At 50.3% G+C, this 26,778-nt stretch carries 25 protein-coding genes and 3 pseudogenes; 16 read left to right on the top strand and 12 right to left on the bottom strand.

The genetic code is table 11. The annotated features are described in order from the left end of the window. Window positions 1-7 precede the first annotated feature (7 nt). The 3 genes from J3999_RS01565 to arsJ all read left to right on the top strand — a co-directional run bounded on the left by J3999_RS01565 (window position 8) and on the right by arsJ (window position 3,089). A complete protein-coding gene (locus J3999_RS01565; protein ID WP_243755233.1) occupies window positions 8-649 on the top strand; it encodes an MTH895/ArsE family thioredoxin-like protein in 642 nt (213 codons plus the stop codon). Between the two features lie 103 nt (window positions 650-752). Continuing rightward, window positions 753-1,793, top strand: a complete 1,041-nt coding sequence (locus tag J3999_RS01560) for an ArsJ-associated glyceraldehyde-3-phosphate dehydrogenase (RefSeq protein ID WP_208126226.1) — start codon at window positions 753-755, stop codon at window positions 1,791-1,793. 75 nt (window positions 1,794-1,868) lie between these two features. Further along, window positions 1,869-3,089, top strand: a complete 1,221-nt coding sequence (gene arsJ, locus J3999_RS01555) for an organoarsenical effux MFS transporter ArsJ (RefSeq protein ID WP_208126224.1) — start codon at window positions 1,869-1,871, stop codon at window positions 3,087-3,089. Window positions 3,090-3,157: 68 nt separating this feature from the next. Here arsJ and J3999_RS01550 read toward each other — a convergent pair whose 3' ends face one another. After that, a complete protein-coding gene (locus J3999_RS01550) occupies window positions 3,158-4,015 on the bottom strand; it encodes a TIGR01777 family oxidoreductase (protein WP_208126222.1) in 858 nt (285 codons plus the stop codon). A gap of 92 nt (window positions 4,016-4,107) precedes the next feature. On the opposite strand from J3999_RS01550, the gene folM reads away from it, so the two are divergent. Together folM and J3999_RS01540 are read left to right on the top strand one after the other, a co-directional pair. Next, on the top strand, window positions 4,108-4,833 hold the full coding sequence (folM, locus tag J3999_RS01545) for a dihydromonapterin reductase (protein WP_208126220.1): 726 nt from the start codon (window positions 4,108-4,110) through the stop codon (window positions 4,831-4,833). A gap of 39 nt (window positions 4,834-4,872) precedes the next feature. Beyond that, window positions 4,873-5,895 carry a DUF523 and DUF1722 domain-containing protein gene (locus tag J3999_RS01540; protein ID WP_208126218.1) on the top strand — a complete coding sequence of 341 codons (1,023 nt, stop codon included), beginning with the start codon at window positions 4,873-4,875 and terminating at the stop codon, window positions 5,893-5,895. 37 nt (window positions 5,896-5,932) lie between these two features. Here J3999_RS01540 and J3999_RS01535 read toward each other — a convergent pair whose 3' ends face one another. From J3999_RS01535 to J3999_RS01525, 3 genes are all read right to left on the bottom strand, one after another. Then, window positions 5,933-7,075 carry an anhydro-N-acetylmuramic acid kinase gene (locus J3999_RS01535; protein ID WP_243755232.1) on the bottom strand — a complete coding sequence of 381 codons (1,143 nt, stop codon included), beginning with the start codon at window positions 7,073-7,075 and terminating at the stop codon, window positions 5,933-5,935. After that, window positions 7,068-8,381 (bottom strand): peptidoglycan DD-metalloendopeptidase family protein, encoded by a 1,314-nt coding sequence (locus J3999_RS01530; protein ID WP_208126216.1) that lies wholly within the window; start codon window positions 8,379-8,381, stop codon window positions 7,068-7,070. The genes J3999_RS01535 and J3999_RS01530 overlap by 8 nt, the downstream gene beginning before the upstream one ends. Before the next feature lie 161 nt (window positions 8,382-8,542). Beyond that, entirely contained in the window at window positions 8,543-8,776 is a 234-nt protein-coding gene (locus J3999_RS01525) for a sulfurtransferase TusA family protein (RefSeq protein WP_371811829.1), read from the bottom strand. Window positions 8,777-8,919: 143 nt separating this feature from the next. Here J3999_RS01525 and glyQ point away from each other — a divergent pair, with 143 nt between their 5' ends. The 7 genes from glyQ (at window position 8,920) to J3999_RS01490 (ending at window position 15,599) form a co-directional block, all read left to right on the top strand. Further along, window positions 8,920-9,846, top strand: coding sequence for a glycine--tRNA ligase subunit alpha (gene glyQ, locus J3999_RS01520; RefSeq protein WP_173286267.1), 927 nt, complete (start codon window positions 8,920-8,922; stop codon window positions 9,844-9,846). Beyond that, entirely contained in the window at window positions 9,846-11,915 is a 2,070-nt protein-coding gene (gene glyS, locus J3999_RS01515) for a glycine--tRNA ligase subunit beta (RefSeq protein ID WP_208126213.1), read from the top strand. Before glyQ ends, glyS begins: the two co-directional genes overlap by 1 nt. 76 nt (window positions 11,916-11,991) lie before the next feature. Beyond that, window positions 11,992-12,537: a D-glycero-beta-D-manno-heptose 1,7-bisphosphate 7-phosphatase gene (gene gmhB / locus J3999_RS01510; protein ID WP_208126211.1), complete on the top strand. Its 546-nt coding sequence runs from the start codon at window positions 11,992-11,994 to the stop codon at window positions 12,535-12,537. Next, a complete protein-coding gene (locus tag J3999_RS01505; protein WP_208126209.1) occupies window positions 12,534-13,274 on the top strand; it encodes a lysophospholipid acyltransferase family protein in 741 nt (246 codons plus the stop codon). Before gmhB ends, J3999_RS01505 begins: the two co-directional genes overlap by 4 nt. Before the next feature lie 13 nt (window positions 13,275-13,287). Continuing rightward, window positions 13,288-14,112, top strand: a complete 825-nt coding sequence (locus J3999_RS01500) for a motility protein A (protein ID WP_173286263.1) — start codon at window positions 13,288-13,290, stop codon at window positions 14,110-14,112. Between the two features lie 24 nt (window positions 14,113-14,136). Continuing rightward, window positions 14,137-14,901: an OmpA family protein gene (locus tag J3999_RS01495; RefSeq protein WP_173286261.1), complete on the top strand. Its 765-nt coding sequence runs from the start codon at window positions 14,137-14,139 to the stop codon at window positions 14,899-14,901. After that, entirely contained in the window at window positions 14,898-15,599 is a 702-nt protein-coding gene (locus tag J3999_RS01490; protein WP_208126207.1) for an OmpA family protein, read from the top strand. Before J3999_RS01495 ends, J3999_RS01490 begins: the two co-directional genes overlap by 4 nt. On the opposite strand, the gene ung is transcribed toward J3999_RS01490, so the two are convergent. Further along, window positions 15,550-16,260, bottom strand: coding sequence for a uracil-DNA glycosylase (ung, locus tag J3999_RS01485; RefSeq protein WP_208126206.1), 711 nt, complete (start codon window positions 16,258-16,260; stop codon window positions 15,550-15,552). The genes J3999_RS01490 and ung overlap by 50 nt on opposite strands. A gap of 128 nt (window positions 16,261-16,388) precedes the next feature. Between ung and parE the strand changes: the two genes are divergently transcribed. Next, window positions 16,389-18,275: a DNA topoisomerase IV subunit B gene (parE, locus tag J3999_RS01480; RefSeq protein WP_208126205.1), complete on the top strand. Its 1,887-nt coding sequence runs from the start codon at window positions 16,389-16,391 to the stop codon at window positions 18,273-18,275. A 74-nt stretch (window positions 18,276-18,349) separates the two neighbouring features. On the opposite strand, the gene J3999_RS01475 is transcribed toward parE, so the two are convergent. Next, a complete protein-coding gene (locus J3999_RS01475; RefSeq protein WP_208126204.1) occupies window positions 18,350-18,883 on the bottom strand; it encodes a transglutaminase-like cysteine peptidase in 534 nt (177 codons plus the stop codon). Window positions 18,884-19,418: 535 nt separating this feature from the next. On the opposite strand from J3999_RS01475, the gene J3999_RS01470 reads away from it, so the two are divergent. The 3 genes from J3999_RS01470 to J3999_RS01460 all read left to right on the top strand — a co-directional run bounded on the left by J3999_RS01470 (window position 19,419) and on the right by J3999_RS01460 (window position 21,469). Then, window positions 19,419-20,153: a hypothetical protein gene (locus J3999_RS01470; RefSeq protein ID WP_208126203.1), complete on the top strand. Its 735-nt coding sequence runs from the start codon at window positions 19,419-19,421 to the stop codon at window positions 20,151-20,153. A 20-nt stretch (window positions 20,154-20,173) separates the two neighbouring features. Further along, entirely contained in the window at window positions 20,174-20,695 is a 522-nt protein-coding gene (locus J3999_RS01465; RefSeq protein ID WP_208126202.1) for a tetratricopeptide repeat protein, read from the top strand. A gap of 189 nt (window positions 20,696-20,884) precedes the next feature. Then, entirely contained in the window at window positions 20,885-21,469 is a 585-nt protein-coding gene (locus J3999_RS01460; RefSeq protein ID WP_208126201.1) for a hypothetical protein, read from the top strand. A 65-nt stretch (window positions 21,470-21,534) separates the two neighbouring features. On the opposite strand, the pseudogene J3999_RS12025 reads toward J3999_RS01460, so the two are convergent. The 6 genes and pseudogenes from J3999_RS12025 to J3999_RS01440 form a co-directional block, all read right to left on the bottom strand. Then, a pseudogene (locus tag J3999_RS12025) lies at window positions 21,535-21,951 on the bottom strand (CZB domain-containing protein); the annotation flags it as partial. A gap of 69 nt (window positions 21,952-22,020) precedes the next feature. Next, window positions 22,021-23,070 (bottom strand): annotated as a pseudogene (locus J3999_RS12020) (methyl-accepting chemotaxis protein); the annotation flags it as partial. A 192-nt stretch (window positions 23,071-23,262) separates the two neighbouring features. Beyond that, window positions 23,263-24,219: pseudogene (locus tag J3999_RS12015) on the bottom strand (PAS domain-containing protein); the annotation flags it as partial. 179 nt (window positions 24,220-24,398) lie between these two features. Then, window positions 24,399-24,752, bottom strand: a complete 354-nt coding sequence (locus J3999_RS01450; RefSeq protein ID WP_208126198.1) for a PilZ domain-containing protein — start codon at window positions 24,750-24,752, stop codon at window positions 24,399-24,401. Between the two features lie 47 nt (window positions 24,753-24,799). Beyond that, window positions 24,800-25,153, bottom strand: a complete 354-nt coding sequence (locus tag J3999_RS01445) for a PilZ domain-containing protein (RefSeq protein WP_208126196.1) — start codon at window positions 25,151-25,153, stop codon at window positions 24,800-24,802. A gap of 76 nt (window positions 25,154-25,229) precedes the next feature. After that, window positions 25,230-26,675, bottom strand: a complete 1,446-nt coding sequence (locus J3999_RS01440; RefSeq protein WP_208126194.1) for a protein adenylyltransferase SelO family protein — start codon at window positions 26,673-26,675, stop codon at window positions 25,230-25,232. Window positions 26,676-26,778: the final 103 nt, after the last annotated feature.

Genomic DNA, 26,778 nt, shown 5'->3' with positions numbered 1-26,778 from the left:
AAAGTACATGAGTGTTGCAATTAAGGGGAATCGTCCACTGCGCATCTTTGCCGTGTTGATGCTGATTTTGTTGGCTGTTTCGCATTTTATGGGGCAGATTGATCTGACTCAGATCTCGTTTCTGTGGTTGATGATCCTGATGGCTCTGAACGCGATTCAGGCATCCTATACCGGATTCTGCCCGATGTTTAAAAATTCACGCGGCGAGTGCGTTGCCTGTGGAGTGGTCTGTGATGCCGACGCCGGGGATAAAAGCTGCTGTTCCGATGACAGTTGCTGTGATTCCAGTGCTGCGGACAAGAATAAAAAAAGCGCCTGCTGTTCCGATGAAGATTCCTGCTGCAGCCCGGCCGGCGAGAAATCGTCATGCTGCGGCGATTCTCAGAAATCCGCTTGTTGCGATGACGCCTTGGAGATCAAGGTATTGGGAACCGGTTGCAGTAACTGCAACAACACGGTTGCGCTGATCGAAAAGGTTGCCGGGGAGTTGGACGTATGCGTTAAAGTCAGCAAAATCGAAGATGTTGCAGAAATTGCTTCCTACGGGGTTATGAGTACGCCGGGCGTTGTGGTGAATGACAAGGTTGTTCATTCCGGTGGCGTTCCAACGCATGACCAGGTTGCCGGTTGGTTGCAGTCGGAAAGTTAACTGAATTCAGGATAAATATTCACTCTTTTGTCATGCGGGTGTCACTTTGGGGCGTTTAAATGCGGCCAATTGAATTAAACCTATGATTTTAAGGAATAGATAAATGACGATTAAAGTGGCGATTAACGGTTTTGGGCGCATGGGACGTCTGGCGCTGCGACAGGCATTCGACTGGCCGGAAATTGAGTTTGTGCATATCAATGAAATCGCGACCGACGCTTACGGTTCGGCACATCTTCTGAATTTTGATTCGGCCCACGGACGCTGGCAGCATGAGGCTAAGGAAGATCATGGTCAGATCGTGATTAACGGCCATGCGATCAGTTATTCCCAGCATGAGGAAATTGATGCCACCGATTGGGCTGCATTCGGGGTGGACGTGGTGATTGAAGCAACCGGACAGTTTCGTACGCCGGAAAGCATGCAGCCGTATCTGGATCAGGGGATTCCTCAGGTAATCGTCGCCGCACCGATGAAAGAACCAATCAAAAATATTGTTATGGGCGTTAATGATGACGTTTTCGTGGCCGGAGAGGATCGAATCATTACCGCCGCATCCTGCACTACCAACTGTATCGCTCCGGTCATTAAGGTGCTGCAGGAGAAGATCGGTATCGAGCATGGCTCGATTCTGACCATGCATGACCGTACCAATACTCAGAAGGTGGTTGATCACGGTCACAAGGATTTGCGTCGTGCCCGATCCAGTTTTGAATCGTTGATCCCGACCAGCACTGGCTCGGCTAAGGCAATCGGAACGATTTTCCCCGAATTGAACGGTCGTTTGAACGGTCTGGCGGTACGCGTGCCTTTTATGAATGCGTCACTGACCGACCTGACTCTGGAGATGAAACGCAAAGTCACGGCGGAGGAGGTGAATCTGCTGTTTGCCGATGCCGCACAGAACGATTTGCAAGGCGTGCTTGGTTATGAGATTCGCCCGCTGGTTTCCGTCGATTATGAAGGCGAGACCTGCTCGTCGGTGATTGATGCACTGTCGACGCTGGTTGTGAACGGCACGCAGTTGAAAGTGCTGGCCTGGTATGACAATGAAACCGGTTATGTGGTGCGTATGATGGAGCTGGCGGCCAAGGTTGGCCGTTTGAATCAGGCGCTGTTGCCAAAGCCGCAAGGGCCGGAGTGAGCGACCATTGAGCTTGGACGGCAACCGCTGTTCAGTCCGGGTCAGTTGAGACCTAACCCTTCCCAAGGAGTTTTTATGCCATTGCATTCGCCCGTTGCGCAATACGGGATGGTGACCGCCAACTATTGGGCTTTTACTGTAACCGACGGTGCCCTGCGCATGCTGGTGCTGCTGTTCTTTCATCAGCTCGGTTACAGCCCGCTGGAAATCGCCATGCTGTTTCTGTTGTATGAGTTTTTCGGCATTGTAACCAATCTGTTCGGCGGATGGCTCGGCGCGCATCTTGGCTTGAAAGTGACGATGAATCTCGGGCTGGCGTTGCAGGTTGTCGCTTTATTGATGTTGACGGTTGATCCCAGTTTGCTTTCGGTCGCTTATGTGATGCTGGCGCAGGCCTTGTCCGGGATCGCCAAAGACCTCAATAAGATGAGTGCCAAGAGTTCGATTAAATCGCTGACTCAGGATAAAAACGGCCAGATGTACCGTTGGGTGGCTTTGCTGACCGGCTCGAAAAATGCGCTGAAAGGTGCCGGTTTTTTTGTTGGCGCGCTGCTGCTGGAGCTGGTCGGTTTTGCGGATGCGATGCTGTTAATGGCTTCGGTGCTGACGGTGATCTGGCTGTTGTCACTCCTGATGCTGCAATCGGAAATCGGTAAGGCGAAACAGAAAAATAAATTCAGCGAAATTTTTTCTAAGAGCCAGCCGATCAATATGCTGTCCGCAGCGCGTTTTTTTCTGTTCGGCGCACGCGATATCTGGTTTGTGGTGGCTTTGCCGTTGTATCTGGCAACGGTGCTGCAGTGGGAGCATACCGCGATTGGCGCCTACATGGCTTTCTGGGTTATTGGGTATGGCATGGTGCAGGCCAGTGCACCGGCTTTGACAGGGATTAAGAAAGGCGGCGCTGGCGAGTCTCACAATCCAACCGCCAATACCGCCAAACTATTGGCTTTTGCGCTCGGGGCGATTCCGTTTCTGATGGCGCTTTTCCTGCATAAAGAACCGCAGTGGATTCTATTGATCGGCTTGGTGGTTTTCGGGATTGTGTTTGCGCTCAACTCCGCAGTTCATTCCTATCTCATCGTCTCCTACGCGGATGCAGACGGAGCCTCCAAGGATGTCGGTTTTTACTATATGGCAAACGCCGCCGGGCGTCTGGTCGGTACGCTTCTGTCCGGTTATGTCTATCAGGTGGTCGGAATGGAAGCCTGTCTGATGACGGCGGCGGTTTTTGTTCTGCTGGCCGGGCTCTTGGCCGGAAAAATCCGCCAGCCGGCGAGTGTTGCGGCGGCCTAAGTTGCGATCTATGATGGCCTGAGTCATATGAACCGACCTGAAGGGGTCGGTTATGTAACTTCCTTATCTTATGACAGCAGGTGTTTCAGGCTGCTTTTGGCATCCGGATATTTAAACTCGAATCCTTCGTCCAGCAAACGTTGCGGATAGACACTGGCGCTGTGCGTCAGCACCTGCGCGCCTTCGCCGAACATCAGTTTTAACTGCCACAAAGGGAGTGGAAGTATTGTCGGTCGATGTAGAATCTCACCGAGTGTTTCGGCAAACGCTTTTTGTGGCAGAGGATTGGGGGCGGTCAGGTTGAAAGTACCGTGCATCTGCGGTTGCTGGATAAGCCAGGCGTAGGCGCGACACAGGTCGTCGATATCTATCCAGCTGAAACACTGTCTGCCGCCGGCAACCGGGCCGCCAAGACCAAATTTGAACGCCGGCAGCATTTTGGCCAGTGCTCCGCCTTTTGGCGAAAGCACTACGCCGAAACGGGTAATTGTCAGTAATTCCGGTGCAACCAGTTTTTTGGCTTCCTCTTCCCAGGCGATTGAAAGTTGGGCCAGAAAATCATCGCCGGGTTGTAAATCCTTTTCCGTGTAATGACGCTCGCACTCCTCGGCCTGCGGATAAAAACCGATAGCCGAGGCGCAAAAAACACGTGGCGGATTCACGGTTTCCTGCAATACCAGCGCCAGCATTCGCGTGGTGTCGATGCGGCTGTCCCAGATTTCCTGTTTGTATACCGGATTCCAGCGAGCACCGATATTAGCGCCGGCGAGCTGGATGACGATTTCGGCGTCTTTGATGGCCTCTAGCAGTTTTTCCGGCTGCGCGAAAACCTGCCGACCGTATAACTCTACCGTGTGTTGCGAACTCAAATGTTGTTTAAGCGCTTGACCGATCATGCCGGTGCCGCCCAGAATCGTGATCTGCATACGAATCTCCTTTGGGATATGAGCGTGTTCACTTTTGCCGTTTTTAATGTACCATTCTTTATAGGGAAACGCAGAAACAGCAAGGATGAATTGTGGCAAATATCGAACAAGCGGTCTTAATAACCGGTGCCGGGCAGAGAGTCGGTTTCCATCTGGCCGAGCAGTTTCTCGCTCAGGGACGCTATCCGGTTCTGATTACCTATCGCAAGCCGCGCCCGGAAATCGATCAACTGGTCGAACGGGGCGCAATCGCCTATCAGGTGGACTTTTGTGATCAGGAATCGTTTCGGGACTGGCTCGAAAATCTGCGCGATGAAATCGGCAGTCTGCGGGCGATCATTCATAATGCCTCCATCTGGGTCACCGATGCGCAAATCGCCGAGCGGTCCGAACTGTACGACCAATTGTTCAAGGTTCATGTCGAAGCGCCGTACCGGATTAATATGACATTGTCCGGCCTGCTGGAAAACGCGGCTTCGGGATTGAAAGATATTATCAGTTTGTCGGACGCGAATTGCGAGTTGAACCGTAGTGACTATATCGCTTATTTGAGTTCCAAGGCGGCGCTGCAGAATCAGATGCGTGTGTTTGCCAGTAAGTTTGCGCCGCAGATTAAAGTCAATGATATTGCTCCGGGGCTGTTGATGTTTCATCCGGATGATAGCGAAAGCTATAAACAGCAGCGCCTGCAAAATCAACTTATACCGATTGAGCCCGGGCCGGAGGTGATCTGGCACACCGTTCAGTATCTGATGCATAATCCCTATATAACCGGGGTCAGCATACCGGTGGATGGTGGCGTGCGTTTAATGAAATAGCGCATCTGTTTTTGGATAGCGTAGCAGGAGATTTGCAGTATGAATCAGGCGATTAACAGAAGATATCCGCAAGTGGCATTTCCAAAACCGAAAATTGCCGTCTCTGATTGCCTATTGGGCACGGAGTGTCGTTATAACGGCGGGCATGCGCAATATGATTTTGTGCGTTACAAGCTGGCTGATTATGTCGAATTTAAACGCTTCTGCCCGGAGGCGGCGGTGATAGGGACGCCGCGCGAAACGGTTCGTCTGGTTGGTGTCGACGGACAAATTCGTGTCATGGGTCCGAAATCCGGTTCCGACTACACCGACGGACTGCAGGACTATACCGACAAGAAGATGCGTTTCTTTCATCAGCAAGAGATCGACGGCGCGGTGGTTAAATCGCGTTCTCCGAGTTGTGGTTTGGAACGGATCAAGGTGTATCGGCCGACGGGTGAATGGTTCGGATCGCAAGACCCGATGGATGCGGGCCTGTTTACCAAGAACCTGCGGCGCGAGTTTCCGATGATTGCCATTGAAGAGGAGGGGCGTTTGCAGGACGCTTGGCTGAGGGAAAATTTTATGCTGCATATTTTTTCTGCGGCGCGCTGGCGTGAGTTTGTGCATGGCGACCCTTCGGTTGCCGATTTTCAGGCGTTTCATCGCGATCATAAATATCTTTTGTTATCCAAAAACGAAGGGCTTTACCGCAAAATGGGGCCGATTGTCGCCGAGGCCGGCACAGCCAATCTGGCCGAGAGTCTTCAGCGTTATGGTGAACTGTTTTTGCAGGCGGTGGGTACCTCGACTTCGCGCGGTAAAATGGTTAATACCATCGAGCATATGTACGGCTACTTTAAGGATCAGCTCGGTGAGAGTGAGAAGGAATTTTATCAGCAGACGCTGGCGGAGTTTAAGTTGGGCATAGTGCCGCTGGTCAGCGTGATGAAATTGATTGAGCAGTGGATTCACCACTTCGGCAGCGATTATCTGGCGACCCAGAAAATCATTCATCCCTATCCAGCGGAACTGGCTTTGCGCTCCAGCGTTAATGCCTATCGGGATTTCAAAAAGAAATAGTCGTTAAGAAATAATTTTTATTCGGCTTGGAATCGGATTAAGGGTGCCAGATGCCGCCAAGAACAGCATCCCGTTCGGCCCCGGTTACCGCGCTAAGCTTGACTGGACGATTGTTAAGGCGTTCGTGCGCCAGCCAGGCAAACAGCATCCCTTCGATCGCGTTCGGGTCATGGCCGGCATCAGCACTTGAACGAACCATACAAGCAGGCAGGTGAGCCTGAATCCGTTCAAGCAGGTAACGGTTGAAGGCGCCTCCGCCACAGATCCAGACGTTACTTTCGGCTTGCTTGCCGAGCGAGAGGAGAACCTGTTGCGCAATGCTGGCGGCGGTCAGCTCGCTCAAGGTTGCCAAAAGGTCGTGTGCGTCTAGCTGCTCGACAAAATCACTGCCCAGTTTCTGTAATAGCCACTGCCAGTTAAAGTAATCGCGGCCGGAGCTTTTCGGTGCGGACTGCTGGAAATAGTCGTCTTGCAGAAGGGTGTCCAGTGCGGCTGTTTGCACACAACCTTGTCTGGCCAGAGCGCCGTTTCTATCGTACGGGCAGGCAAACAGTTTTTGGCAGGCCTCGTCAATCAGCGCGTTCCCCGGTCCGGTATCCCAGCCGATAGCCGCATGAGCGGAGTGCATTGCAGGAAGCACGCTGATATTGGCAATGCCGCCGATATTAACCGCAATGGCTGTCTGTTCCGGTTCGGAGAACAGGCACTGGTGGAAAACCGGGGCAAAAGGCGCGCCTTGACCGCCGAGTGCCATATCATCAACCCGGAAATCGCCGACAGTGGTGATGCCGCTGTGTTTGGCGATAATGGCCGGATGCCCAATCTGCAAGCTCATCATTAAATCCGGCGCATGATAAATGGTCTGTCCGTGGCTGCCGATGGCGGCAATGTCGCTTGCTTCGAGTTCGGTTTCGTATAACAGCTGAGTTACCGCTGCGGTAAAGAGCTGCCCCGTTTGACTGTGTAACTGGCTGAACGACTTTAAACTGAGCTTTTGCTCGCTGTTGCATTCGAGCAGTAACCGTTTAAGGTTGTCGGGAATAGGGGTGGTCGTGAAATGTTTGAGTTGAAGTGATTGATCGCAGATGGCAATCAGCGCCGCATCAACGGCGTCAACGCTGGTGCCGGACATCAGGCCGATATAGAATTCCTCGGCCTGACTTGAAGGTGTTTTACTCAAAATTGAAAGCCAACTGCGTACTCTGGTCCAAGCGGTCAAGCTGGCCTAGCAGGAAGTGACTTCGACGCAGGAAATCCTGTTTGTATTTGGCATTGACCGGGCCTGCGGCCGGAAATTTGATTTTTAGCGGGTCAACATGTTTGCCGTTAAGCAGGAATTCATAATGCAGGTGCGCTCCGGTTGAGTTACCGGTGCTGCCGACATAACCGATAACCTGACCCTGTTTGACCATCTGGCCTTTTTTGTATTTACCAAAACGCGACATGTGCGCATACATAGTGGTGTAGGTGTTATTGTGGCGGACTTTGACTACCTTGCCGTAGCCGCCTTTCCAGCCGCGATAGACGATCTGACCGTTACCGGTTACTTTAATCGGTGTGCCGGTTGGCGCGCCATAGTCAACGCCTCGGTGTGGTCGGCGCTTGCCGAAAATCGGGTGCAGTCGTTTCGGGTTGAAGCGCGAAGTAATTCTGACGGTATCCAATGGCGCCTTAAGGAAGGCTTTTTTCAGGTTATTGCCGTTTTCGTCGTAGTAACCGATCACTTCATCGCCGTCGCGCAGGATAAAACCGTTGTGAATCTGTTTGCCGCCGTCAGAGGTGATCTGTACCGCCAGAATATCGCCGTCGCCGATGTATTCGTCGTTCAGATAGCGGGTTTCGTAGATGACTTTAAAGTAGTCGCCGTCGCGCAGTTCTCGGGAAAGGTCAACGTCCCAAGCGAGCATCTCGGCCAATTGCATAATACTTTTAGGGCTTAATCCGGCACGCTCGGCCGCCGGGTAGAACGCCCCTTTGATTTCGCCGTAAGCGGTTTTGGTGCGGATTTCCACCGACTTTTCAACCTTGTTGATACGGAAGCCGGTATCGGTGCGAATCAGTTCATGATCCAGCGTTTTCGATTTCGGATAAACGATGCGTTGCAGGTCGCTGTTCTGATCCAGCCAGACAGTCAGCTTGTCACCGACTTTAAGGTTGGTCATCAGGCCGCTGTTTTTGGTTTGACTGATTTTATAAACAGTCGATGCACCGACACCGACACGCTCAAGTGCGGTACTTAAGGCGTCATTACGTTTAATGGTAACGGTTTTTTGAATCCAGTTGTTTTGCGGGGTTTTCATCTCGTCCGCTTGTGCCGCGCCAATGGCTGCCGATTTGCTCAAATCAAGCTTCGGTAGCGGCAATGATTCCGGTTCGACCGGTAGATTGGCATCGGATTTGGAAGGGATGGCGGCTAGCAAGAAAACCAGCAATCCTGACAGGACGGCTAGCGTTGCGATATGAAAGGAAATTGGCCAGTTTTTCATAAGCGTATCGAAGGACTCTCTCTCGTTTCCGGTTAACGGTTGTGCACAAAAACCGTTATTTATCTATTGATTATAGTCAAATCATCTTCAATATGAAATGGTGAGCGTTTTATTGTTTTTTATAGATAATAGTTATTGCTTGATGGCTTCTATTTATTACGCTATTTCAGGGCATCCACTTTGATTGAGATAAGCAGGCCGTAATCGGTTTTTTCGACCGTCAGAAGCTGGTGTTTATTGACTTTAGCCCAGCTGGCGATATCTTTTTCCGCTCCGAGGTCGGTGCAAGCGATGCTCAGCTCATCCCCGTTTTGGGATTTTCGCACCGCTTGTTGCAGTTTAATGACCGGCATCGGGCATTTAAGCCCTTTGGCATCTATTATCTCTGTACTCACTTTTTCTCCTTAGAGTTAAACCCTATTCGATAATGCGCTATAATCAGCCAATTTTTAAAATTTTATCGTCGGCCTGAATTCTTTCCACTCAAAAGGGCGGGCGATGCAAGCATTGTACAAAATTTATCAAGAGGTTTAATCCTGTGTCGGCACAAGCAGCAACAGATATTCGTACCTTTCAAGGTCTGATTCAAACCCTTCAAGCGTTCTGGGCGGAACAGGGATGCGTCGTCATGCAACCCTATGACAACGAAATGGGCGCGGGGACTTTTCACCCTTCGACTTTCCTGCGTTCGATCGGCCCGGAGCCTTGGCGCGCTGCTTACGTTCAGCCTTGCCGTCGCCCAACCGATGGTCGTTATGGCGAAAACCCGAACCGTCTACAGCATTACTACCAGTTCCAGGTGATGTTAAAACCGTCGCCGGATAATATTCAGGAGTTGTATCTGGAGTCCCTGAAACGTCTGGGAATCGATCCATTGGAGCACGATATCCGTTTCGTTGAAGATAACTGGGAATCACCTACGCTGGGTGCCTGGGGTTTGGGTTGGGAAGTGTGGATGAACGGTATGGAAGTTACCCAGTTCACCTACTTCCAGCAGGTCGGTGGTCTGGAGTGCCGTCCGGTAACCGGTGAGATTACATACGGTCTTGAGCGTATCGCCATGTATCTTCAGGGCGTGAATTCGGTTTACGACCTGACTTGGGTTGACGGGCCGGGCGGAAAAGTCACTTACGGTGATGTCTTCCACCAGAACGAAGTGGAGATGTCGGCCTATAACTTTGAAAAGGCGGACACCGAAAAACTGTTCCGTACTTTCGACGAATGTGAAGAGATATTTGCCAAGCTGGTTGAAGACAAGCTTCCTTTACCGGCTTACGAGCAAGTTTTGAAAGCGTCGCACGCTTTCAACATGTTGGATGCCCGTCACGCTATTTCGGTCACCGAGCGTGCCCGTTTTATCGGTCGAGTGCGCACCATGGCGCGTCAGATCGCCGAAGCATATTATGAAGGACGTGAAGCTTTAGGCTTCCCATTAGTTAAAGATTCACAAGGGGAGGCAAAATAATGACTCAGACTGTCGATTTTCTAGTAGAAATTGGAACCGAAGAGTTGCCTCCGAAGGCGTTGAAAAAACTGAGCCAGGCTTTTGGCACAGGCATCGAAGCCGGTCTGACCGATGCGGAACTGAGCTATGGTGCAGTCTCTCTTTACGCGTCTCCACGTCGTTTGGCGGTTCGTATTCAGGAATTGCAGGCCAAGCAGGACGATAAAACCGTTGAGAAGAAAGGACCGGCGAAAAAAGCGGCATTTGATGCTGACGGTAATCCGACCAAAGCGTTGCAGGGATTTGCCCGCGGCTGCGGTGCGGAGGTTTCCGATCTGGTCGAGATTGATACCGATAAAGGTGTCTGGATGGCGTTTATGCAGGAGCAGAAAGGGCAGAATGCGGCCGAGTTGCTTCCTGAAATCGTCAATCAGTCGCTGGCCAAGTTGCCGATTCCGAAACGTATGCGCTGGGGGGCTTCGGATGTGGAATTCGTGCGTCCGGTGCATTGGGCGTTGATGCTGATGGATGATCAGGTCGTTCCGGCTACCATTCTCGGCCACCAGACCAGTAACGTCACTCGCGGCCACCGTTTCCATGCGCCGCAGGCGATCGAGATTGCCAAACCGGCAGATTACATCAATACTCTGTGTACTCAAGGCTATGTTCAAGCGGACTTCGATACGCGTGCCGATATGATTCGTACGCAGGTCGAAGCGGCGGCGAAAGCTGAAGGCGGAATTGCGCAGATCGACGAAGATCTTCTGGAAGAAGTTACCGCTCTGAATGAATGGCCGCAGGCGATTGTCGGCGATTTTGACGAGGTTTTCCTGAGCGTGCCTTCGGAAGCCTTGGTTTCAGCCATGAAAGGGCACCAGAAATATTTCCATATGCTGGATGCCGACGGCAAACTGATGGCGAAGTTCATCACCATTTCGAATATCGAAAGCTCGAATCCGGCTTCGGTGAAATCGGGTAACGAGCGCGTGATTCGCCCGCGTCTGTCGGATGCGAAATTCTTCTGGGATCAGGATCGCAAGCAGCCGTTGGACGATTTCCTGCCGCGCTTGAAAACAGTCGTCTTCCAGCAGCAGCTTGGAACCCTGTTTGACAAGGTTGAGCGTCTGGAAACGCTAACCGTTAAAGTTGGCAAGCCGCTGGGTGCCGAATCACAGATTCTTGAGCGCGCTGCGCGTCTGTCGAAATGTGACCTGATGTCGGAAATGGTCGGCGAGTTCCCAGAACTGCAAGGGATTATGGGGCGTTACTACGCCATGGAGCAGAAAGAAGATCAGCTGGTGGCCGACGCTCTGGATGCGCAATATCAGCCGCGTTTTGCCGGTGATGAGCTGCCGAACTCCGCTGTTGCGCAGGCGCTGGCGATTGCCGATAAACTGGATACCATTACCGGTATTTACGGCATCGGTCAGGTACCGAGCGGTGACAAGGATCCGTTTGCTCTGCGCCGTTCGGCTCTGGGTATGTTGCGTATCATTATCGAAAAAGAGTTGGATCTGGATCTGATGCTGATGATCCGTTTCGCGCTTGATTTGCATCCTCAGGTGAATGCCGAAGACGAATTGGTTGCCGATATCTATGACTTTATTGTCAGCCGTCTGAAAGCCTATTTTGCCGATCAGGGTGTTACTGCCGAACAGTTTGAAGCAGTTCGTTCTTGTGCCCCGACGCATCCTTTGGATTTCGCCAAACGTATTGATGCCGTCAAGGCGTTTGCACAGATTGACGGAGCGGAAAGTTTGAGTGCGGCCAACAAGCGTATTGCCAACCTGCTGAAAAAAGTCGAGGGCGAGATTGCGGAAACGGTCGATACCGGACTGTTTGCAGACGATGCTGAAAGCGCGCTGTTCGCCAAGTTGGATCAGTTGCGTGAATCGGTAAGCAATTTGATTGCCGCCAAAGATTACATTGCGGCGATGGAGCAGCTGGCGACCATTCGCGAAGAAGTTGATAGCTTCTTCGATAGCGTCATGGTGATGGCTGACGATGCAGCGGTTCGTAACAACCGTTTGGCGTTGTTGAATCAGATCTATCAGTTGTTTATGCAGGTTGCGGATATTTCGCGCCTGTAATTAAGACGTTAGGTCTGGCGAAGTCCCGCATTTGGCGGGACTTTTTGTTTTGAAGGCACTGTGAAGCATTGTTCTTATGACAAAAGTCATTGTTCTCGATCGCGACGGCGTAATTAACGAAGATTCGGACGCCTTTATCAAATCGGCTGACGAGTGGGGGCCGGTCGAAGGAAGTCTGGAGGCGATCCGCATGCTTAAAGAGGCCGGGTGGAAAGTCGCGGTTGCGACTAACCAGTCCGGTATCAAACGCGGTTATTACGATCGTGCGACTTTGAGTGCAATGCATCAGAAAATGCAGCGTTTGCTGGCACCCTACTCGGTTGACTGGATCAGTTTTGCCCCTTATCTTGGCGAGGATGGATCTCCGGCTCGTAAGCCGGGAACCGGTATGTTACAGTCGATCGAGAAAGCCTTAGGTTGCTCTTTGCAGGGCGCTCCGATGGTCGGCGATACGCTCGGCGATATTAAGGCTGCTTTACGGCAGGGGATGCGGCCCCATCTGGTTCGAAGCGGTAAGGGCGAACGAACACTATCTACACAGGATCCCTTGCTGCAGTCGATTCCGGTGCATGTCAACTTATTGGCGTTGGTGCGCCATCTTTTAGCGGAGGAAAATTTGTGAAGCTGATCTGGTTTGTACGATCAACGCTATTTGCCATAGGGCAGATGATTTCTTTGGTTTTTTTCTCGCTCATTGGGCAGTTTACCCGTCCGTTCTCTTATAGAGTGCGCTATGGGGTCATGTCTCAATGGGCTTATTTCTGTCTTTGGTGGCTGCGTATGACCTGTGGAATCCGCTCGCGGGTTCACGGTTTGGATCAGGTCGATCATGAAAAACCTGGCTTAATCCTTGCTAGACATGAATCGGCTTGGGAGACATTGAAATTTCAGACAATCTTCCCGCGTCAGGCGTATGTTTTGAAGCAGGAGTTGCTGAAAATTCCGTTCTTCGGTTGGGGAATGGCTTTGTTGCACCCGATCGCGATTGACCGTGGAGCGGGGCGCAAGGCGCTGAAGCAGATTTTGACCGAAGGTCAGCAGCGTTTGGATGGCGGTAATTGGGTGGTCATTTTTCCGGAAGGAACCCGTATGCCGCCGAATGAACTGGGTAAAATCAATATCGGCGGCTCAATGCTTGCCAAGCAGGCTCAGGTGCCGATCTATCTGGTGATGCATAATGCTGGAAAGTTCTGGCCGAAAAACGGTTTTATTAAAAAACCGGGTACGATTGACGTTTATATTAAACGTCTGGATGATGTCAGCGACCTATCCACTGCCGAATTGAATCAGATGATAGCCGATTGGTATCAAACGCATTTTGACGAGTCCTCCTTGTCCGAAGGAGGGCCAGAAAAGTAGAGAGGGACTTTAGATGAGTCGTCTTGCCAGTTTTTTAGGTATTCTTTTGGGGGTTGTGCTGCTTGCGTCAACCATGTTCGATTACCAGCAACAGAGTTTTATCAGCGCCTTTTTGAACTGGCAGGCGCTGCTCCTTGTCTTAGGCGGAACCTTTGCCGCCGCCCTGATTAACTATCCGCTGAATCAGGTTGTGTCGATTTTCCCCGGGATTTATAAAGTCTTCGCTACTGAATCCCGTTCGGATGAAGAGCTGATTACCGAAATTTTCGATCTGGCGACTCTGGCGAAACGCAAAGGGCCTCTGGCAATCGAAAATCAGTTGACCGATGTGGAGGATAAATTTTTCCGTCATTCGCTGAACGAGATGTTGCTGTATCAGGATGCGGAAAAACTGCGCAGCAGTTTGCAGACACGCCTGATGACCAATCGCCTTCAGGATCTTAATTCTCAGGAAGTCTTTATCAACATGGCGTCTTATTCGCCTGCCTTCGGGATGATGGGAACGGTCATGGGGTTGATTGTCATGATGACAACGCAGATTAACGCCGATATGTATTCGCTGGTCGCTGCGCAAAGTAACGACATGCTTTCCGGTTTGCTGCATGGTATGGGGTTGGCGTTGGTGACTACTTTTTACGGTGTGCTTCTGGCTAACCTGCTGTTTCTGCCGATTGCCGGGAAATTGAAAGTTTTGGGCGAGCAGGAATTGCTGCGCAACGAAATGATCATCCATGCCGTGGTTGCCATGAAAGCGCAGGAGTCGCCGCTGCTGATTAAAGAACAATTGAAGTCTTTCGTTCACGAGAAAACCCAGCAGCGCCTCGGCGAGATGGCGTAGACCGCCGTAACGGGGGAGTTGTCCATGTTAACGATTATCAGCCGCTCAAACCGCAACGGAACTCTGCTGAGAGACCGCAATCCGATCCGTTCAGTGCCGGTCTGGCTTCTGGTGTACATCGGGTTGTTCACCTCTTTGCTGGCGATTTTTCTGTTTATTCTGACCCGTGTTCAGCTGGAAACGGTTCCTCCAAAGCGCGCTTATCAGAATATCGTCGCGGATCTGTATCAGAAATCGCTTTCGATTAAAGAACAGGAGCAGCTGGACTGGCTGAAGGTGGAAAACACGCTGACCAAGGGCGTTAAACTCAGTCTGGACTATCAGTTGCTGAAAGATAAAAATCTGTTCGACTCCGCTCAGGCTAACATCAATCCCCAGCAGACGCCTTATCTGCGGCAGATAGCGAATCTGATTTCACGAATTGATCTGCCGCAATCCTCTCTTTACTACCAGCGCTGGGTCGATAATTTGCAACGCTCCGGTATGCAGGTGGAATTTTTTGTCCGTATTGAAGGGCATACGGATGCGCACCCTTTGCATCCCGGATCGCGATTCAAGGACAATGTTGAACTCAGCAGTTACCGGGCTTATGCCGTGATGGATTTTCTGCGCCTCTACAGCCGCTTGCCGAAACGCTATTTCACGATTGCCGGCTACGGCAGTTTTCATCCGCTGGTTGAAGACGCTTATTCAGCGGAAAATCGCCGTGTCGAAATTTATCTGCTTCCGAAGTTACAGCTTAAATCGACGCAGAGAGCTTCCGTAGAGGGTGACGGGGGTGAGCGATGAATGTGACCGCGGACAGAAGAGCGCGCAGTTCCTGGCTGTTGGCTTTCGGGGATGTCATTACTTTGCTGATTACCTTTTTTATTATGGTGATTGCATTGAACAATGCTCAGGTCAGTAAGTTGCAGAGCTGGACTGATCAGCAGATCACAATCGCTTACCAGTCGTTTGCTGAGGAGATCAAGAACCAGGGGTTGCAGGTGATTTCGGTTACCCAGACCCCGCAGGGCATTCTGTTTGCAGTGCAGAGTTCGGCCGCTTTCAACAGCGCAGACTATTATCCTTCGCAGCAACTGTTGGGTGAACTGCAATATCTGGGAAGTTTGTTAAGGGAAAATCGTTTGTTTAATCTGCAAAATTTGCCGCAGGAAGCGAAGGTCATTAATTACGCCCTGGAACAGGGGATGCAATGGAAAGCGGAAATTGTCATAGAGGGGCATACGGATAATGATCCGATTCTGCCGACATCCCCTTTGCGAAATAACTGGTTCTTGAGTGCGATGCGTGCGCAGACGGTGATGGGTGAACTCTTCAAGGTTTCGCAGCTGCCGGCCGATCTGTTTTCGATCTCCGGCTATAGCGAATACCATCCGGTTGCAGATAATGGCAATGAAGCCGGTAAAGAGTTGAACCGGCGTATCGAGATTCTGCTTACTGCGGGATTTGAGAAGCTTCAGGAAGTTGAGGCAGTTGCCAATTAATCGGCGTTTTGCCGTGCTCTTCAAGATAGGCATTGGCCCGGGAAAACGGCCGGCTGCCGAAAAAACCGCGATAGGCCGACAAGGGCGATGGGTGCGGGCTTTTGATGACCAGATGGCGCGATGTGTCGATTTTCGCGCCTTTTTTCTGCGCGTAGCTTCCCCATAGGATGAACACGCAATGATCGCAGTATTGGTCGACCAGTTCGATGACTCTGTCGGTAAAGACTTCCCAGCCTTTTCCCTGGTGCGAGTTACTGTTGCGCGCTTCCACCGTCAGCACGGCGTTAAGAAGCAGAACGCCCTGGTCGGCCCAAGGCTGGAGATTGCCGTTATGCCGGTTGTCGACCCCGAGGTCATCCCATAGTTCCTGATTGATATTAACCAGCGATTTCGGCAGAGGGGAAACCTCCGGTTGCACCGAAAAGCACAAGCCGTGTGCATGTCCCGGCGTAGGGTAAGGGTCCTGGCCGATAATGACTACTTTCACATTATTCAAAGGGGTGGAGTTCAGGGCGTTAAACCACAGATTACCGCGCGGCAGAATCTGTTTACCTTCGTCCTTTTCCTGCTGCAGAAAGCTTTTAAGCTGCAGCATATAAGGTTGCGAAAATTCCGTTTCAAGATGGGACAGCCAGCTGCTCTCCAGTTGAATCTGACTCATATGTATTCCTAAAACCTGATCCTGTATGGGTTATTGCCGCGCTTCTGTCGGTTGGCCGGCAGAATATGGTATTATCGGCGTTATGCCAATTTTTGAATTTGCGTCATTCTATCATCAGGAGTTTGAGCTTGGCCGAAAACTATAATGCTGCCGAAATTGAAGTCTTAACCGGACTGGAACCCGTCCGCAAACGTCCGGGGATGTACACCGATACCACCCGCCCGAACCATCTGGCTCAGGAAGTCATCGATAACAGCGTCGATGAAGCGCTCGCCGGACATGCTTCGGAAATCACCATTACCCATCATGCCGATGGCTCCATGAGCGTGCTCGACAATGGTCGAGGCATGCCGGTGGACGTGCATCCGGAAGAAGGGGTGCCCGGTGTCGAGGTCATTATGACCCGCCTGCACGCCGGGGGGAAATTCTCCAACAAATCCTATAATTTCTCAGGTGGTTTGCACGGGGTCGGTATCTCCGTAGTGAATGCGCTTTCGACCAAAGTCGAAGTGCAGATTCGGCGCGATGCCAAGCTGCATCAGATCACCTTTGCGAATGGTGATCTGCAGCAGAAGTTGGAGGTGATCGGCAAGGTCGGCAAACGCAATACCGGAACGATGGTGCGTTTCTGGCCGGATGCGCAGTTCTTCGATACGGCGAAATTTGCCATTGGTCGTCTGCAATATCTTTTGCGAGCCAAAGCGGTTCTCTGTTCGGGGCTTAAAGTAACGTTCGTGGATGAGACGAACGGAAAGAAAGAGGTCTGGCAGTATGAGAACGGACTGAAAGACTATTTGAACGATGCTCTGGACGGACGCGAGCGCTTGCCTCAGGAAGGTTTTGTCGGCGAGAGCCGTTCGGACAATGAAGAAGTTTCCTGGGCGGTCGCCTGGCTGGAAGAGCCGAGCGAAATGCTCAGTGAAAGCTACGTCAATCTGATTCCTACTCCACAGGGCGGAACCCATGTAAACGGTTTGCGTGCCGGTGTGACCGAAGCGATCCGAGAATTTTGTGAATTCCGCAACATGGTACCGCGTGGCATTAAGATCACGCCGGAAGATGCTTGGCTAAACGTGGCGTTTGTACTGTCGGCCAAACTCAAAGAACCGCAGTTCGCCGGGCAAACCAAGGAACGACTTTCTTCGCGGGAGTGTGTGCCGTTTATTTCCGGAGTGGTGAAAGACGCCTTGAGTTTATGGCTGAATCAGCACACCGAAGTGGCCGAAAAAATTGCCGAAATGGTTATTCAGAACGCCAGTAGCCGAGTGCGCAAAGCCAAAAAAGTGGTGCGTAAAAAAATCACCTCCGGGCCGGCTTTGCCGGGGAAATTGGCCGACTGCGTGGATACCGATCTGACGCGGACCGAACTGTTTCTGGTTGAAGGGGATTCCGCCGGAGGCTCCGCCAAGCAGGCGCGCGATAAAAATTTTCAGGCGATTATGCCTTTGCGCGGCAAAATTTTGAATACTTGGGAGGTTGAGTCCGCTCAGGTTCTGGCTTCTCAGGAGATTCATGATATTTCGGTTGCGATCGGCGTGGACCCCGGTTCGGATGATTTGAGCGGTCTGCGTTACGGCAAGGTCTGTATTCTGGCAGATGCCGATTCGGATGGTTTGCATATCGCGACATTGATCTGTGCGTTGTTTGTACGCCATTTTCCGCAGTTGGTCGAAAAGGGACATGTGTATGTTGCTATGCCGCCTTTGTATCGAATCGATGTCGGTAAGCGCGTATTCTACGCGCTGGACGAAGCCGAACGACAAGGGGTACTGGATCGTATCGTTGCCGAGAAGTTGCCGGGCAAGGTTCAGGTAACGCGCTTCAAAGGTTTGGGTGAGATGAACCCGATACAGTTGCGTGAAACCACGATGTTGCCGGAGAGTCGCAGATTGGTGCAACTGCAGCTGGATGGTGAAAATGCGGTGACGGAAATCATGGATATGCTGTTGGCGAAAAAGCGCAGTCCGGACCGTAAAAGCTGGCTGGAACAGAAAGGCGACCTTGCCAGCGTATAGTCAGGTTTGAAAATTTAAATCTGAATAGTAAAAAACCGGTTCTTCTTAAGAAGAACCGGTTTTTTTATGCCTGGTTACAGGCTTGGCAGTCCGTTTTGAATACGCACCTGTGGAGTGTTGTTAAATGCAGAATTCTGGTGGACAGAGACTTCCTTCAAACGGAAGAAACGGTAGTTTTTGACGTTCCGCTTATTCAAAACGCTCTCCTGATTCTCAAGATCCAGAAGCACCAGTTTTTTATCGGCAATAGCGACCACGGCCACATGATTTTCACCGTTTTTTCTGAAATTGACCAGTGTCGAGTCGATACCGATCAGTTGCAGTAATGTCAGTTTTAATATGGCAAAGTCTTCGCAGTCTCCGCCCCGGTTTGCCAGAAACTCTTCTGGTTGCGCCCAGTAATCTCTTGAACGATACAATTGGTGATCGTCAATATACTGATAACGGTTGACGATCCGATTTATCGTAATCGCTTTGGCTGTTTCGTCTTTTCCTTCTATTTCGTCAATAACCTGAGTCAGAAGTTTACTAAAGGTCTGGTTATCTGCTTTCGAGGCATGCGTACTCAAAAGCATCATTACTAAAACGGATGCTAGGTGCTTTATCATTGCTGTCCCTGTAGTTGCAAAGCTTTATCGATTTCCTGAGATAAAGCGGCGAACTCTTTTGTCCTGAGTTCTTGTCTAAAAGGTTAAAAAAGCCGGAATTGATCCGGATGGCTTTAGTTTTTTCAGCGGCCTGTCCGTTAGCCTTTTTTGGAAACCCCGTTTTGGGATTTTGAGCTGTCGTCCTGCAGATTCATTGGTAGGCTTCAATCGCCTGCCGTTATTACTGGTTCAAATTTGGCATCCTTTTTGTACGAACTTTTACGAATAAATTTGCCAAATTTTTCTTTTGTTTTTCATGACTTTATGCGGTCATGTTAGAAATTTTATACTATGTAAACATTATTTATTGTAAACAATGTTTACTTTATATTGGGGTTTTTATATGATGTCAATAACTTTTTCTTATTCGGTTCATAAATTAAACCTTGTGTAACAGGGCGAGATTCGATGGGCTGGTTTTGCAAGTGTTTGATATATGAGCTTTTTTCTGTCGTCGTCCGGAGACAGATATTTAGCCTTAGCGAGGAAGCCAAGGATGAAAAGAAGTCATGAACAAATTCTAGAAAACGTGGTTGCGAGTCTTGAACAGACTCGGGATGCCGTGGCGGCTCTGTCGGGTTTGCGAAAAGAATTCTTCACCGAGGCCTATTATCTTCAGGGTTCTGTGCGCGCCACTAGCTGGTTTGTGTGGGGAATTGCCGGGGCGCTGGTCATGCTCTATTTATTTTCGGTACTGATCAGTCTCGCCTTCGGATGGAACAACGGATTAATTCTGCTTGTCGAACTACTGCTTTTCGTCGTCGTATCGGCTTTCGTTTTGCTCGAGCATTTCCGCGCGGTCGAACGATGCCGTAAAGAACCCTATGTTCTTAAGGATGCTTTGGAACAGAAACTGCTACTTTCTAGAAAGCTACGACCACATTATCGAAATCATGCCGGTTTATTGGATGAGTGCGTCGTTTGTCACGAGTTTGAACCGCTGGAGTATTTTGAATTCTTGCAAAGGGTCGCAAGTTATATCCGGGCGGCGAAAAAGCAGATTGTAAAAATGTCGGCGCAGACCGCTGACAAGATTGCTGGGGCTTCGGCCAAGTTGTCGAAAAAAGCGACCTCTTTGAAAGTGAGCGCGCTGCAAAAGCAGAAAATTGCCGAGATTAAGCAGGGCGGTTTTAAAAGTTTTAATGGAAAGATGCCTGAGTGCTCCGAGGAGCATAAAGCTTTGATCGCTCAGCGCAGACTGACACGTGTCATTAATTATTCTGCGGTTTAAAACTGCATAGGGTGAAAAGAATGAAAGCTCCTTTGAAATTTACCTGGCTATTTTGTTCAATGCTGGTGTCTTCATTGGTTTATGCCGATTTTGATAAAGGGTTTGATGCCTATATGGCTGGCAACTATCAGGAAGCCGCGACGCAGTTTGAGGATTCGGCAAATCAGGGGGATGTCTATTCTCAGGTTGCCTTGGGGACCATGTATCTTGAAAACCGCGGCCTTAAAGTCGATCAGCAAAGGGCGTTGAACTGGTTTCAGAAAGCAGCTGATCAGGGGTATCCGCGTGCTCAATTGTATGTGGGACTGATGTACCTTGAAGGTGAAGGTGTCCAACAGGACTTTTTTACGGCGATTAACTGGCTGAAAAAATCGGCGTTGCAGGGTAATCCGGATGCGCAATACAAGTTAGGGCTCCTGATCGAAAACGGTAAGGGCGCCCGTAAAGACAGCCATGAAGCGAAAAAATGGTATGGCCTGTCTTGCGGTAATCAAAACCAGAAAGGCTGTGACAGTTATGCCCGTCTGGTTAAAAAGAAATAAAGTTTAGTCGCGGTTTCCTGTTTAGACGTTTCTGCTCTAAATACCGCATGCTTAAAGAAAACCGGTATAGTCTTTTGCGACTATGCCGGTTTTTTTATTGCAATGGAAATGCCTCTACCTATGACGGTTAATTGTGTTTTATGGCCTTTTTTCAGTTATGATGCACCGCCAAAAGAGGTGCATAAAGATATGAAAGTGAGTCGATTCGCGGTCGTAAAAACAGTCTTCAGCTTGTTTTTGGGGCTTGTTGTAATTTCCGATACCGTAGCGCAGGAAAGTGTCAGTAAGCAACTGGGTGATTACCATTTGACGCTTTATCCGGATATTCAGGGCGATGTTCTGGATTTGGAGGCGTTTACCAAACAGTCCGATAACGATGTGTTTTTCGGGGTGACTTGTTCGGCCATGTCGCCTTTTCCATCCATGCAGATTTTGCTTTTCGAAGATGAGATCATCAGTGAGTTTCCACGATTGATGGATGCGTCCTATCAGATCGACGGCAAACCGGGGGAAGTTCCTCTCCAGGCAATTCTTAAAGCCGATTTAACGGCGGATCGTTTTGTTAATAGATTGCGCTTCGAGGTTGATACGACGAAGGTGCAGAAACGAATGGATCTGATGAAGCAAGCTTATCATCGATTGCTGGATGAGTTGGAGCAGGGAAAAACGATTCAGCTGACGGTCGAGCATAGACATACCGGAAAAAAGAGCTATCGGTTTTCTCTGCAAGGGCTTAAAACGGTTTTGCAGCCTTACCAGAGGGTCTGCCGTTAGTTCTTCCGGATGGATAAATTTAGACATAAAAAAACACCCTTAGGTGCTTTTTTTATGTCTGAGCGTTAGAACTCACTCCATTCATCGCTTTTGTTCGGTGCGGGTTGCGACGAGGCTAGACGCTTCGGCGTTGTTGCCGCTGTCGAAGGTTGTGAAGGCACGGAAGCGATTGTGCCCGAGCCGGCAATTTTTTTGTCGAGTTCATCCAGAAGAGAAGTGATCTCGGTCGATAGCGTCATCAGTTGTTCTTTGAGCTGTTGTGCAGTGTCTTCATCACCGATCTCTTTCGCATCCATAATGCGTCCGACCATGGCATGGAATTCACGGTGTGTCTCCTGCAAGTTCTGCATTTCCTGCATATGCAGCAGGTTCTGACCGTCTGAATAAATCCATTGGCCCAGTGCACAGACGTTATCCAGACGAGCCTGCTCTTTATTAATGTCACTCTGCATTCCGGCAAGATAGCTGTCTATGCGGATAATCCAGGTGTTATGCGCCATTTTGGCTTCGGCAAACTTGGCGCTTAAAGCCGAGCGGATTCCGCTTTGCTGGTGTAGCTGGAAGCGCGAAATAAAGGTTGCCTGATTTTCCGCCTGCTCACTCATATTGTTTGCCGTGGCTGAAAGCTGTTCCACCAGCGCCGCGTTCTGTTGCGTCGTCTGATCCAGATGGGCCATCGCCTGGTTGACCTGTTCAATTCCTTTCGCCTGCTCAAAAGAGGTTTGCGATGCTTCCGAGATCAGCGTTTCCAGATTGTTGATTTTTTCGACCATGTCGGCAAAAACGCTATTGGTGTTTTCCACCTGTTCAGTTCCGGCTTTAATCTGTGTTGTGGCCGAGTTAATCAGGCTGGAAATGTCCTTGGCGGCTTCCGCTGATTTCTGAGCCAGACTGCGAACCTCTCCGGCTACCACGGCGAAACCACGACCGTGCTCTCCGGCACGTGCAGCTTCGACTGCGGCATTCAAGGCCAGAAGGTTCGTCTGGAAAGCGATGCTGTCGATCACAGAAGTGATTTCGCCGATTTTCTGACTCAGCTCGCTGATACCCTGCATGGCTTCAATGGTCTGTTTCATTACTGCAATGCCTTCTTGGGCATTGCGTGCTGTTTCATGCGAAATCTCGTTTGCAGCCTGCATGTTTTCCGCCGTGTGCTTGGTCGTAGAGGTGATCTCTTCCATACTGGCGGCGGTCTGTTCAAGAGAAGCGGCCTGTTGCTGGGTGCGTTCGGAAAGATCTTCGCTGGCGGTGGCGACCTCTTTGGACATGGTGCCGATCTCTTCCGCACCGCTTTTGACGTTGCCGAGCGTCAGTTCAAGGTTGTTTAGCGAATTGTTGATCGCCAGTTTGATCGAGTTCAACTGGCCTGCAAAAGCGCCATCCATGCGATCGGTCAGATCGCCCTGACTCATTCTGGCCAATACCTGGGTGACATTGTTCAGGGTTCCCGAGAACTTCTCCAGCAGTGTATTCACCGAGCCGGAAAGTTCGCGTTCAAAGTCGTTCAGTTTGGAGACATCGATACGGTGTCCAAGTTCACCGAGAGCCGCCTCGTTAATGAGACTTTCGATGCCGCGCTCGATTTCCAGCTGATCGGTCATGTTTTTCCATTCGGCAATGGTTCCGATTCGCTGACCGTCATTGTCGTAGATCGGATCAACGGTTAGATCGATAATCACTTTGCCGATGTTGAAGCGCGCATGATGCGTTCCGCTAAGGTTGTCCAGAATGTTCTGCTGGTGCTGCGGATTGACATGAAAAATGTCGATACTCTGATACATCAGATTCTCGGTATCGAAGTTCGGCAGAGTTTTGCGTAGATCTTTTTCAGCGGTTTTGAGCATTTTCATCAGCGAGTCGTTGATGAAAATGATATTGCGAAAGCGGTCGGCAACCATGATATTGGTATTGGCCGACTTCAGCGCCTGCTCGATTCGCGTCGATTTCAGCAGAGCTGCACGGGCATGATCAAGATCCGAACCGAGTTTCACCTGCATTGACTGGATACGTCCCAATATATGCTGCACATGGTTTTTTCCGAAGCTATCGATTTTATTGTCGAATTTACCGCTGGAGATCGAGGTCAGAAGATTTTCGATCAGGGTCAGTTTCTGATTGTGTTTAAACATCACGAAAATGATTGCTGCAACCATTAAGAAATCGAAGGCTTCAAACAGCCATGTCGGAAGCCAGTCATGAATTGCGGGAATCATCGATGAAACCGATGCGCTCAACAATAACATGACGGCAAAGAAAATGACCTGTGATGCGGTATTGATATGGCGAAGCGGGTTTAAACGATGTTCCGCATCAAGAATAATGCCGTTTTTAATCTGCATTCGGCCGGCGGCAATCTCTTTATATGCATGTGTTGCCTGACGTTTTTCTTCATCGCTGGCAGGCACTCTTAATGACATATAACCGGTAATTTTGCCGTTTTCGAATGTCGGCGTAGCATTGGCGTAAACCCAGTAGTGGTCGCCGTTTTTACAACGGTTTTTAACAATTTGAGACCAAGGTTTTCCGGCTTGAATGGTTTGCCAGAAGTCTTTGAAAACTTCGGCCGGAACGTCCGGGTGACGCAGAATGTTGTGCGGCTGTCCCACCAGTTCTTTCCAGTTGTAGCCGCTGGCATCGATAAAGGCTTCGTTGGCGGCAATGATATTGCCCTGTAGATCGGTATGGGAGACGATTTTTGTATCAGGCGGAAGAATGTGCTCTTTTTGAGTGACAGGTCCATTGTCGCGCATGGGGGCTACCTTGGTTAATGCTTTTTACGTAAAAGTCATTATAAACTGTATGGATAAGCTTGTATTAGGAATCTTTGGGGGAAAAGATTGAGGGGCGTCAATTTGATTTTCGGTTTTGCTGACAGATTTCGGGATGAGGTGCCGAGGCGAAATGGAAATACTGCGGGGAAATTCGTCGCTCAGTAGCTGCGAACGCGGCTCTTTTTTCCCATTAGGGCAAGGCGCTGTTTGTATTCGATAAACTCCATAATATATTGCCGCTGGGTTGGGGTGATGCGGTCAAAATGCAGTTTAAGATAGGAGCCGTCGGCGTTATTGTGACGGTGGGTTACTTTGCCTAGGATTCGCAGTGTCCGGAAGTATTCAGCGGTCGGGATTTCAAAGACCAGTTCCAGTTCGGTACCGATGCGCGCACCTCGCGGCGATTGGACGCCAGCGCTTTCTGTCGAGAGATCGGCCAAAATACCGCTTGCCTGACCGTTTTTTCCGATCAGGGTAACTGAACGATCAGTTTTGACACTGATTGAATCCATAATCAATCCCTTAACTATCAGACCCAGATTCTACTGGTAAGCCCTTATTATGCACTAAAGCGGCTGTGGTAACTAAAAAAAGCGCTGAGCTCGTATTCATGAAAGCCGCTCAGATCGACGAATTGCAAACCGATCAAATGCTGGTCGCGGATTTTAGTACAGCGAGTGATCTTCGCTTGCAGTTTCATGTCGATAAAACCGTCTTCATTCGGCAGTTTCAAGTGAATGAGTGCCGGGGTACAGACAGGGAGTTCCGTATTGCTGATAAGCCCGATGCCGCACATTGAGATGTCGATCAGTTTGCATTTCAGCAGTTGCTCATTGCACGCCAGTGAAACGGGGAGGTTAATGGCGATTCGTGGCGAGCAGCGCCTTTCTGTATCGTGGGTATTCTTCAACATAAGACCGTCCGGTTTTAAACGAGTTGCGTGCAGTTCAATTAGAAGTAGCAAGCGAAAAGCTTGCCATTTTTTGTGTTTAGGATGAACAGCTTAAGGCAATGCCTTTCTGCTCTTCTCTCGGAGCCTGCAGAAAATGCGCATAGTTTTCGCGCAGATCGGCAGGAGGGGAGAAGGGGGTTTGCAGCCATGCCATCGCAGCAGACAGAAGATCGTAATCGCCTCCTTCACAAGATTCGATAATTTCCTGGGCGATATGATTGCGTAAAACAAAAGATGCCGTCTGTTCAGCAATTTGCTGCCGTCTTTGCTCCCTGTCTATCTGCTCGGTTCGACTTAAATAGGTCTGTCGCCACTCGCGCCAGGCTTTGCTGTCGCCGACGAAATCAAGCCACTGATGTTCCTGCTCGCTCTCCAGCTTACCTAGATGATGGAAGAAGTGGTGGAAGTCGATGTCGCTTTTGTCCATTAAAATCAGGCTGTCGGCGATAAAGTATTTGTCTCCTTCCGCCAGATTCGGCAGACCGAATTTGCTTCCCATGGCATGTAGATAAGCCTCATTGTAGTGAATGACATAAGCATCCAGGCCCTGTTCGATCTGTTCGCTGCTAAGCAGCATGCTGAAAGCCTGGCCGAGTACCTGACAGTTCCACAAGCCGATGTTGGGTTGTTGGCTGTACGCATAACGGCCTTCGGTATCCGAGTGGTTGCAGATGTGATGAATTTTGAAGTCGTCCAGAAAGGCGTAAGGTCCGAAGTCGAATGTCTCTCCGGCGACTGACATATTGTCGCTGTTCATGACGCCGTGGCAGAATCCGGCGGCCTGCCATTTGGCAATCAGTTCAGCCGTTCGGATGCAGATGGTGCGGAAAAGTTCGGCGTAGCGTTTAGCGGGAGGCTCGTCAATAAGTTCCGGATACACGACTTCAACGACATAGTTAGCCATTTGTTCAAAATCACTGCGGTCGCCTCTTTGTGCCAGCCATTCGAAGTGTCCGAAACGAACATGGGTTTTGGCAACCCGGATGTAGCTGGCCCGATCTTCGATTTTTTCGCGACGCACCGGCTCCGGACTGTGGCAGAGACTCAGGCAGCGGGTTGTCGGAATATTCAGATGGTGCAGCGCTTCCCCGATCAGATATTCGCGGACAGCGGAGCGCAATACGGCCCGACCGTCGCCACGGCGCGAATAAGGAGTGATTCCGGCCCCTTTCAGATGCAGATCCCAAGAACGGTTTTCGGAATCGATCGCCTGTCCCAGCAGCAATCCTCGCCCATCGCCCAGATCCGGATTGTAATAGCCGAACTGATGCCCGGTGTATTTCTGCGCAAGCGGTTCCAGTCCGGGTGCCATTGCTTGCCCGGCGGTGAGCTGCAGGACTTGACTGTTTTCCAGACGGATTCTCAGCTGCTCCGCCAATGTTTGGTTGTAATGCACCAGTCGCGCATCGACAAGCGGTTCCGGATCGATGTGGCGATAGAAATGACTTGGCAGTTCGAGATAGTGGTTGGTAAAACGGTTCACGGCACTTCGCTTGATTTGTGGGTAGTGAGCATAAAGGTTGACTAACTTTTAGGGCTATTTTAACGGAGTCGCTATCGATTGATAGGAGGATTTGCACTATGAG

Source organism: Thiomicrorhabdus sp. 6S3-12 (assembly GCF_017571475.1).
GTDB lineage: Bacteria > Pseudomonadota > Gammaproteobacteria > Thiomicrospirales > Thiomicrospiraceae > Thiomicrorhabdus.
The sequence above is the reverse complement of the archived record's forward strand: the minus strand, read 5'-3'. Positions and strand labels throughout refer to the sequence as shown.

What these genes read in the sequence shown, in the direction of transcription:
- J3999_RS01465 (WP_208126202.1), top strand. Translation starts at nt 20,174, where the DNA reads ATGAAAGCTCCTTTGAAATTTACCTGGCTATTTTGTTCAATGCTGGTG.
- J3999_RS01500 (WP_173286263.1), top strand. Translation starts at nt 13,288, where the DNA reads ATGAGTCGTCTTGCCAGTTTTTTAGGTATTCTTTTGGGGGTTGTGCTG.
- J3999_RS01475 (WP_208126204.1), bottom strand. Translation starts at nt 18,883, where the DNA reads ATGATAAAGCACCTAGCATCCGTTTTAGTAATGATGCTTTTGAGTACG.
- glyS (WP_208126213.1), top strand. Translation starts at nt 9,846, where the DNA reads ATGACTCAGACTGTCGATTTTCTAGTAGAAATTGGAACCGAAGAGTTG.
- ung (WP_208126206.1), bottom strand. Translation starts at nt 16,260, where the DNA reads ATGAGTCAGATTCAACTGGAGAGCAGCTGGCTGTCCCATCTTGAAACG.
- J3999_RS01565 (WP_243755233.1), top strand. Translation starts at nt 8, where the DNA reads ATGAGTGTTGCAATTAAGGGGAATCGTCCACTGCGCATCTTTGCCGTG.
- gmhB (WP_208126211.1), top strand. Translation starts at nt 11,992, where the DNA reads ATGACAAAAGTCATTGTTCTCGATCGCGACGGCGTAATTAACGAAGAT.
- J3999_RS01495 (WP_173286261.1), top strand. Translation starts at nt 14,137, where the DNA reads ATGTTAACGATTATCAGCCGCTCAAACCGCAACGGAACTCTGCTGAGA.
- J3999_RS01560 (WP_208126226.1), top strand. Translation starts at nt 753, where the DNA reads ATGACGATTAAAGTGGCGATTAACGGTTTTGGGCGCATGGGACGTCTG.
- J3999_RS01470 (WP_208126203.1), top strand. Translation starts at nt 19,419, where the DNA reads ATGAAAAGAAGTCATGAACAAATTCTAGAAAACGTGGTTGCGAGTCTT.
- J3999_RS01450 (WP_208126198.1), bottom strand. Translation starts at nt 24,752, where the DNA reads ATGGATTCAATCAGTGTCAAAACTGATCGTTCAGTTACCCTGATCGGA.
- J3999_RS01445 (WP_208126196.1), bottom strand. Translation starts at nt 25,153, where the DNA reads ATGTTGAAGAATACCCACGATACAGAAAGGCGCTGCTCGCCACGAATC.
- arsJ (WP_208126224.1), top strand. Translation starts at nt 1,869, where the DNA reads ATGCCATTGCATTCGCCCGTTGCGCAATACGGGATGGTGACCGCCAAC.
- J3999_RS01460 (WP_208126201.1), top strand. Translation starts at nt 20,885, where the DNA reads ATGAAAGTGAGTCGATTCGCGGTCGTAAAAACAGTCTTCAGCTTGTTT.
- J3999_RS01550 (WP_208126222.1), bottom strand. Translation starts at nt 4,015, where the DNA reads ATGCAGATCACGATTCTGGGCGGCACCGGCATGATCGGTCAAGCGCTT.
- J3999_RS01530 (WP_208126216.1), bottom strand. Translation starts at nt 8,381, where the DNA reads ATGAAAAACTGGCCAATTTCCTTTCATATCGCAACGCTAGCCGTCCTG.
- J3999_RS01490 (WP_208126207.1), top strand. Translation starts at nt 14,898, where the DNA reads ATGAATGTGACCGCGGACAGAAGAGCGCGCAGTTCCTGGCTGTTGGCT.
- J3999_RS01540 (WP_208126218.1), top strand. Translation starts at nt 4,873, where the DNA reads ATGAATCAGGCGATTAACAGAAGATATCCGCAAGTGGCATTTCCAAAA.